The sequence below is a fragment of the Streptomyces sp. WELS2 genome, assembly GCF_013870595.1.
Taxonomy (GTDB): domain Bacteria; phylum Actinomycetota; class Actinomycetes; order Streptomycetales; family Streptomycetaceae; genus Streptomyces.
Map to the genome: position 1 here is coordinate 1 of NZ_JACBWZ010000324.1, position 6,560 is coordinate 6,560.

Sequence of the window (6,560 nt, forward strand, 5' to 3'; positions counted from 1 at the left end):
GCCCGGACAGCCAGCCGACGAGCAGGTCGGCCGGTGCCGGGGCGCGGTCCGCCAGTGGCAGCGCGGACGGGTCGTAGGCGGTGCCCGGGACGCGTTCCAGGGTGGTCTCGGACAGCGGCTTGTCGTCGGCGGACCAGTGGCGTACGGCGCGGAAGCCCAGGCGGGCGTACACACCGGGCAGGCACCGCTCGACCACGGCGTTCAGCCACAGCCGGGGCACGCCCTCGGCCAGGGCCGCCGCCTCGACGGCCTCGACCAGCCGCCGGGCCAGGCCCCGCCCGTGGTAACCGGGGTCCACACACACCCGGTGCACCTCCCAGCCGCCCGCCGTGTCGACGGACACGCGCAACGCCGCGGCCAGCCCTCCGTCGGCCGTCTCGGCCACCCAGACGCCTGTGCCCCGGGCGAGCTGGCGCCGCACGGCGTCCTCGCTCTCCCGGGCCCCGTCGGGTACCGGGAGGCCGGGGAACGGGTCGGACCCGGTGTAGGCGCGACGGGTCAGTCCGGCGATCCGGCCGGCGCGGCGGGCCGCCTCGGCCGGGGGCAGGCGGCGGATACGCGGCTCACTCATAGCCGAGCAGCAGGTCGTGGTAGCAGCGGGTGCCGAACTCCAGGGCGTCGACCGCGATGCGTTCGTCGGCCACGTGCAGCATGTCACGGTAGGAGACCGGGCTGCGGTGGCGCAGCGGCAGCCAGCCGTACGTCTCGATGCCGAGCCGGGGGAAGAGCCGGGCGTCGGTGGAGGCCGTGGTGACCATCGGGACCGGGACGCCCTGCGGGTCGTGCTGCCGCAGCACCTCGGTGAGGCGGTGGTAGAACCCGCCCAGCCGGGGCTGGGGCATCTGCTCGCCCTCGACGAGGACTTCGAGGTCCATCTCCACCCCGGCCCTGGCGCGCAGCTCCGCGAGGAAGCCGGGGGTGTCGAACGGTCCGGGCAGCAGCCGTCCGTCCAGTTCCACCGAGATCTCGCTGGGCAGCACGTTGGTCTTGGTGCCGCCGTGGATCACGGTGGCGTTGACGGTGTGCCGTACGACGGAGCGCAGGTAGCGGACGTCGCGGTCGTCGAAGCCGACCAGGCGGGAGGCGTCGGAGGGGTCGGCGCGGAACGCGGCGATGCGCGCGGCCTCCACCGCCGGGAGCGACGTCTCCAGTTCCTTGAGCATGAGCTCCACGGCCGGCGTCAGCACTACGTCGAGACCGCCGTCCGCGATGGCGTCGAGGAGCCGGGTCAGCTTGTGGGCCGCGCCGGTGTGGTCGGTCACCCTGGAGGCGTGCCCGGCGGTGCCGTGCAGGACCGCGCGGACCCAGCAGGCCCGCTTCTCGGCGACCACGACGGGGTGGAACCGGGTGTGGCCGCCCAGCGAGAGGGTGGCGCCGCCGTCCTCACCGATCGCGTAACGGACCCCGTCGAACAGCTCGGGGTACTCGTTCACGAGGAACTTCGCCCCGAAGGCGCTGCCCGCCTCCTCGTCGCACACCACGGCCAGCAGCACGTCGCCCGCCGGGGCGCGCCCGCCGGCCCGCAGGGTGAGCAGGGCGTCGAGCATCATGGCCAACTGGCCCTTCATGTCGACCGCGCCGCGGCCCCACACCTCGCCGTCGACCAGTTCCCCGGCGAACGGGTCACGGCTCCACGGCTGCCCCTCGGTGGGGACGACGTCGACGTGCGCGTGCAGCAGCAGCGGGGGCGCCTCGCCGCGGCCGGGCACCCGGGCGACGAGGTTGGGCCGGTTCGGGTCCCGGCCGAGCAGCCGGGTCTCCACGCCCGCCGCGGCGAGCAGTTCGGCCACGTAGCGCACACAGGCGGCCTCGTCGCCGGGCGGATTGGTGGTGTCGAAGCGGATCAGCCGCCGGGTCAGCTCGACGACACCGGGCGTCACCGCCGCGGCGGCCTCGGGGGTGCTCATGCGGTCGTCTCCGTCCCGGTTGCCAGCTCCGCCAGGTCGTGGGCCAGCTCCTCCAGGAGGGGGGCGGGCGCCTTCAGGAAGTCGTAGTGCGTTCCTTCGAGCAGCACTTCGCGGACATCGCTCCCGAAGGGGTACTCGGACCAGCCGCCCATCAGGGCCGGCGGTATCACCTCGTCGCCGCGCCAGCCGATGGTGGTGAGCGCGGTGGGCAGCGCGAAGGGCTCGGCGACGCGGTAGCGGCGGTTGGCCTCGATGTCCGCGGCCAGCACGCCGACGCCCAGCTCGATCAGGTCGGGGTGCGGTTCGCCGCCCGTCGCGCGGATCAGCGCGGCCAGTTCGCCGGCCAGTTCGTCCTCACCCAGGTCGAGCAGCCTCCCGTACGGGCCGTCGTGCGGGGCCACCTGTGAGGACACGAACAGCCGGCCGGGCACGGGCAGGCCGCGGCGGGCCAGTTCGCGCACGGCCTCGACGGCGGGCAGTACGCCGCTGCAGTGGCCGAAGAAGGCGAACGGGCGGTCCAGGTACGGGACGAGCGCCTCGACGAGCGGACCGGCCAGCTCCTCGTAGGTACCGAAGTGCGGCTCGCGCAGCCGGGTCTCGCGTCCCGGCAACTGGACGAGACACACCTCGGCGCCGCCGATCCGCTCGGGCCACAGCGTGTACATCGACGCGCCGACACCGGCGTACGGGAAGAGGAAGATCCGCGCGCCGGCGTCGGACTTGGGGCGGCGCAGCAGCCACTTCGCGGGGCGGGCGGGGCGGGACTTGGGCGCGGGGCCCTCGGCGGGCCGGGCAGACGTCATCGTTGTACCTCGGGGACGGGGGTGGTCGCGGCGGGAGTGCCGCCGGACTCCTCGACGTATTCCGCCAGTTCGGCCACGGTCGGGTTCAGGTAGAGATCGCGCAGCCGCACCGGGGTGCCGTAGCGTTCCTCGATCCGCCGGATCAGCACGGTGGCCTGGAGGGAGTGGCCGCCGAGCTCGAAGAAGTCGTCGTCGGCGCCGATCTCGTCCAGACCCATCAGTTCGGCCCACAGGGCGGCCAGTTCGTGTTCCAGGCGGGTGGCCGGGGGCCGGTAGTCGGCGTCCACGTCGGGGCGTTCGCGGATCTCGCGGGCCTCCAGGGCCGCCCGGTCGACCTTGCCGTTCGCGGTCAGCGGCAGCGCCTCGAGCCGGGCGATGGCGGAGGGTACCAGGTGGGGCGGCAGGGTGCGGGCGAGGGCCTCGCGCAGCGCGCCGGGGCGGACGTCCTCGTCACCGGCGAAGAAGGCGACCAGGCGCTTGCCCGTCTCGGGGTGGGTGTGCACCACCACACCGGCGTCCCGGACGCCGGGCTGGTCGAGCAGGGCGTTCTCCACCTCGCCGGGTTCGATGCGGAAGCCGCGCACCTTGACCTGCCGGTCGGCCCGGCCGAGGAAGTCGAGGGCGCCGTCTGGGCGGCGGCGCACCAGGTCCCCGGTGCGGTACAGCCGGGCCCCGGGGCGGCCGGAGAACGGGTCGGGCACGAAGCGGTCGGCGGTGAGCGCGGCGCGTCCCGCGTAGCCGCGGGCGACACCGGCGCCGCCCGCGTACAGCTCGCCGGTCTCGCCTTCGGGCACCGGGCGCAGCGCCTCGTCGAGGATGTGGACCTCGGTGCCGTTGATGGGCCGGCCGATCGGGACGGGTCCGTCACCGACGGGGCCGGTCATGGGGTGGCAGCAGGTGAACGTGGTGTTCTCGGTCGGCCCGTAGCCGTTGACCACGGTGATGCCGGGCAGCGTGGCCAGGACCCGGTCGACGTGCCGGGGCGAGAGCACGTCACCACCCGCGAGCAGCACCCGCAGGCCGGCCAGCCGGTCGAGGGGGCCCTCCGCCATCTGGTGGAAGAGCCCGGCGGTCAGCCACAGTACGCTGACGCCCTCTCCGGCCACGGTGCCGGCCAGCGCCTCCAGGGAGAGTTCGCCGGGCGGCAGCACCGCGAGCCGGGCGCCGTTCAGCAGCGGGCCCCAGATCTCCAGCGTCGACGCGTCGAACGCCAGGGGCGCCGCCATCAGGAAGACGTCGCCGGGCACGATGGTGAGGTAGTCGCTGTCCAGCACGAGCCGCAGCACGGCCCGGTGCGGCACGACGGCGCCCTTCGGGGTCCCCGTGGATCCGGAGGTGTACGCGATGTAGGCGGCGTGCTCGGGGCCCACGAGCAGCCCGAGGTCCTCGGCCGGCTGCCCGGCGAGTGTCTCGTCGAGGCTGCCGAGGTCCTGTACGTCGGCGAGTCCGGCGACGCCTTCGAGAGTGGGACCGTGGGCGATCAGCAACTCCAGTCCCGCCTCCGCCACGAGGAGTTCGTGGCGGGCCCGGGGCTGGCGCGGATCGAGGGCGACGTAGTGGCCGCCGGCCTTGAGTACGGCGAGCAGTGCCACGGCGATGTCGATGGAGCGCTCCAGGCACACGCCCACCGGCGTCTCGATGCCGGCCCCGCGGTCGCGCAGATGCCGGGCGAGCCGGTTGGCCCGCTCGTTGAGCTGTCGGTAGGTGAGCCGTTCGTCGCCGAGGCTGATCGCCACCATGTCCGGTGTGCGGGCCGCCTGGCGTTCGAAAGCCGCGTGCACCGACTGGACGGTTGGTCCCATTCCCCGTTCCCTGTCTTCGTGTGATACCACTCGGCCGTTCTTCTCAGTCCCGCAGGCTCAGCGGCCTGAGATCGGTCCACACCCGGGCTATCTCGTCGAGGCATTCCGCCCGGTTCCCGGTGAATCCGATTTCCCGCCAGCCGAGCGGCGGTTCACTCCCCGAAGGCCAAACCGAATACTGTTCCTCGTCATTGACGACAACGACCCAGGAATCCCGCTCGGTATTTGTCGTTGTTCCGGACACTCCGCCGCCCCTGTTCCAGCGCATCGAATTGCAGATTACCCGGCAGACGTTATGGGATTTCCGTGGCCAGCACATCCACCCTCTCGTGGATTCTTCGCCGAACGGAGTGTGGACGGCGGGCCCGGGTGTGGACGCCACGCTTACCCGCGTCCACACCCGACGGCCACGCCGGGCCTGCCGGCCGCTCAGGCCGAGTGCTTCACCAGCCCGCAGCGGTAGGCGTACGACACCAGTTGGGCCCGGTCGCGCACACTGAGCTTGTTGCGCAGCCGGTGCAGGTGGGTACGAATGGTGCTGACCCTGATGGACAGTTCCTCGGCCACCTCCTCGATGGCCATGCCCCGGCCGACCAGGGTGAGGACCTCGCGTTCCCGGGCCGTCAGCATGCTGATGGCCGGGCTCTCGTCCGTCCCCGGATGCAGGTCGCGGCTGCGGAACCAGTCGACGAGACGGCCGGCCACCTGCGAGGAGAGCGCCGTGCCGCCGGCGGCGACGGTGCGCACGGCGTACTCCACCTCCTCGCGCTTGGAGTCGCCGATCAGCACGCCGTCCACGCCCGCGCGCAGCACTTCGCTGATGGTGGCGTCGTCCCAGTGCATGGAGAAGGCGATACAGCGCGCGCTCGCACCGGAGGCGTCCTTCTCCGCGACGACTCGGCCGATCAGCTCCACGCCCGACATGCCCTGGTACTTCAGCCCGCAGATGACGACGTCGGGCCGGTGCTGGCGGATGAGCATGAGAGCGCTCATCGCACTGTCGGACACTCCCACGACCTCGATGCCCTGGGATGCCTCCAGGAACGTCTGGAGACCATTCCTGATAATGGACACTTCATCACAAATGAGCACTCTGATCGGGTTCATCGAGTACTCATCCGAGGTGAAGGCGACTGGTCCTGCGGCGATAACCTACATACGGCAGTCATTTCTACCCCCGGTTTCATGTCGCTTGTAGCGCCACTTCCCGGATCGATTCGATCACGTAGGGCGTGACAGAGTCAAAGGTTTGTTCGACGGGCTGTCGTGCAATCACCCTTGTCGGACATGCCCGGGACCGTCCGCCATGCCCGCCGCGAGCGTGGTGCCGTCGGCCGGGTCGATCAGCAGGAGCGACCCGGTGCTTCGGGACTCGGCGTAGGCGTCGACGGCGAGGGGTTCGGCGGTGCGCACCACCACCCGGCCGATGTCGTTGGCGACGAGCTGTCCGGGATGCGAGGGAATGTCCTTGACGATCGCCTTGACCGTACGGGTGCCGTGCTTGAGCAGCACCCGGTGGCCGGAGGTCAGCGGCTGGTCGGCGACGTGACAGACGGTCGCCTCGATGTCCCGGGTGGTCGCGGGCGCTTGCCCGACCGGCACGATCAGGTCGCCGCGCGAGACGTCGATGTCGTCCTGGAGCAGGAGCGTCACCGACTGCGGTGCGAAGGCCAGGTCCACCGGCTCGCCCAGCAGGTCGATGCCGGTGACGCGGGTGGTCCGCCCGGACGGCAGGACGGTGACCTCCTCGCCGACCCGGAAGGTGCCGGCCGCGATCTGGCCCGCGTAGCCGCGGTAGTCGGGGTGCTCGGCGGTCCGCGGCCGGATCACGTACTGCACGGGCAGCCGCGCCGGACGGTGCGCCAGGTCGTGGCTGACCGGCACGGTCTCCAGGTGCTCCAGCAGGGCCGGGCCTCCGTACCAGGCCATGCGCGTGGAGCGGTCGACGACGTTGTCGCCGGCGAGCGCGGAGACGGGGATGGGGGTGAAGCCGGGCAGCTCCAGCTCGTCGGCATGCGCGGCGAACTCGCGCACGATGCCGTCGAAGA

General features: G+C 72.1%; 6 protein-coding genes and 1 pseudogene. All 7 read right to left on the reverse strand.

What is annotated here, in order from left to right:
• Positions 1 to 571: GNAT family N-acetyltransferase (locus tag H5J33_RS19180; RefSeq protein ID WP_181796158.1), on the reverse strand; the 571-nt coding region annotated here is incomplete at its 3' end.
• Positions 564 to 1,907, reverse strand: coding sequence for a M20/M25/M40 family metallo-hydrolase (locus H5J33_RS19185; RefSeq protein ID WP_181796159.1), 1,344 nt, complete (start codon positions 1,905 to 1,907; stop codon positions 564 to 566). The genes H5J33_RS19185 and H5J33_RS19180, both read right to left, overlap by 8 nt.
• Positions 1,904 to 2,710 carry a thioesterase II family protein gene (locus tag H5J33_RS19190; protein WP_181796160.1) on the reverse strand — a complete coding sequence of 269 codons (807 nt, stop codon included), beginning with the start codon at positions 2,708 to 2,710 and terminating at the stop codon, positions 1,904 to 1,906. The genes H5J33_RS19185 and H5J33_RS19190 overlap by 4 nt, the downstream gene beginning before the upstream one ends.
• Entirely contained in the window at positions 2,707 to 4,512 is a 1,806-nt protein-coding gene (locus H5J33_RS19195; protein ID WP_181796161.1) for a non-ribosomal peptide synthetase, read from the reverse strand. The genes H5J33_RS19190 and H5J33_RS19195 overlap by 4 nt, the downstream gene beginning before the upstream one ends.
• Before the next feature lie 43 nt (positions 4,513 to 4,555).
• A complete protein-coding gene (locus tag H5J33_RS19200; protein WP_399552873.1) occupies positions 4,556 to 4,831 on the reverse strand; it encodes an MbtH family protein in 276 nt (91 codons plus the stop codon).
• 110 nt (positions 4,832 to 4,941) lie between these two features.
• A complete protein-coding gene (locus tag H5J33_RS19205) occupies positions 4,942 to 5,619 on the reverse strand; it encodes a response regulator transcription factor (protein WP_181796163.1) in 678 nt (225 codons plus the stop codon).
• A 165-nt stretch (positions 5,620 to 5,784) separates the two neighbouring features.
• A pseudogene (locus H5J33_RS19210) lies at positions 5,785 to 6,560 on the reverse strand (hypothetical protein); the annotation flags it as partial.

What these genes read in the sequence shown, in the direction of transcription:
- H5J33_RS19185 (WP_181796159.1), bottom strand. Translation starts at nt 1,907, where the DNA reads ATGAGCACCCCCGAGGCCGCCGCGGCGGTGACGCCCGGTGTCGTCGAG.
- H5J33_RS19190 (WP_181796160.1), bottom strand. Translation starts at nt 2,710, where the DNA reads ATGACGTCTGCCCGGCCCGCCGAGGGCCCCGCGCCCAAGTCCCGCCCC.
- H5J33_RS19195 (WP_181796161.1), bottom strand. Translation starts at nt 4,512, where the DNA reads ATGGGACCAACCGTCCAGTCGGTGCACGCGGCTTTCGAACGCCAGGCG.
- H5J33_RS19200 (WP_399552873.1), bottom strand. Translation starts at nt 4,831, where the DNA reads ATGTGCTGGCCACGGAAATCCCATAACGTCTGCCGGGTAATCTGCAAT.
- H5J33_RS19205 (WP_181796163.1), bottom strand. Translation starts at nt 5,619, where the DNA reads ATGAACCCGATCAGAGTGCTCATTTGTGATGAAGTGTCCATTATCAGG.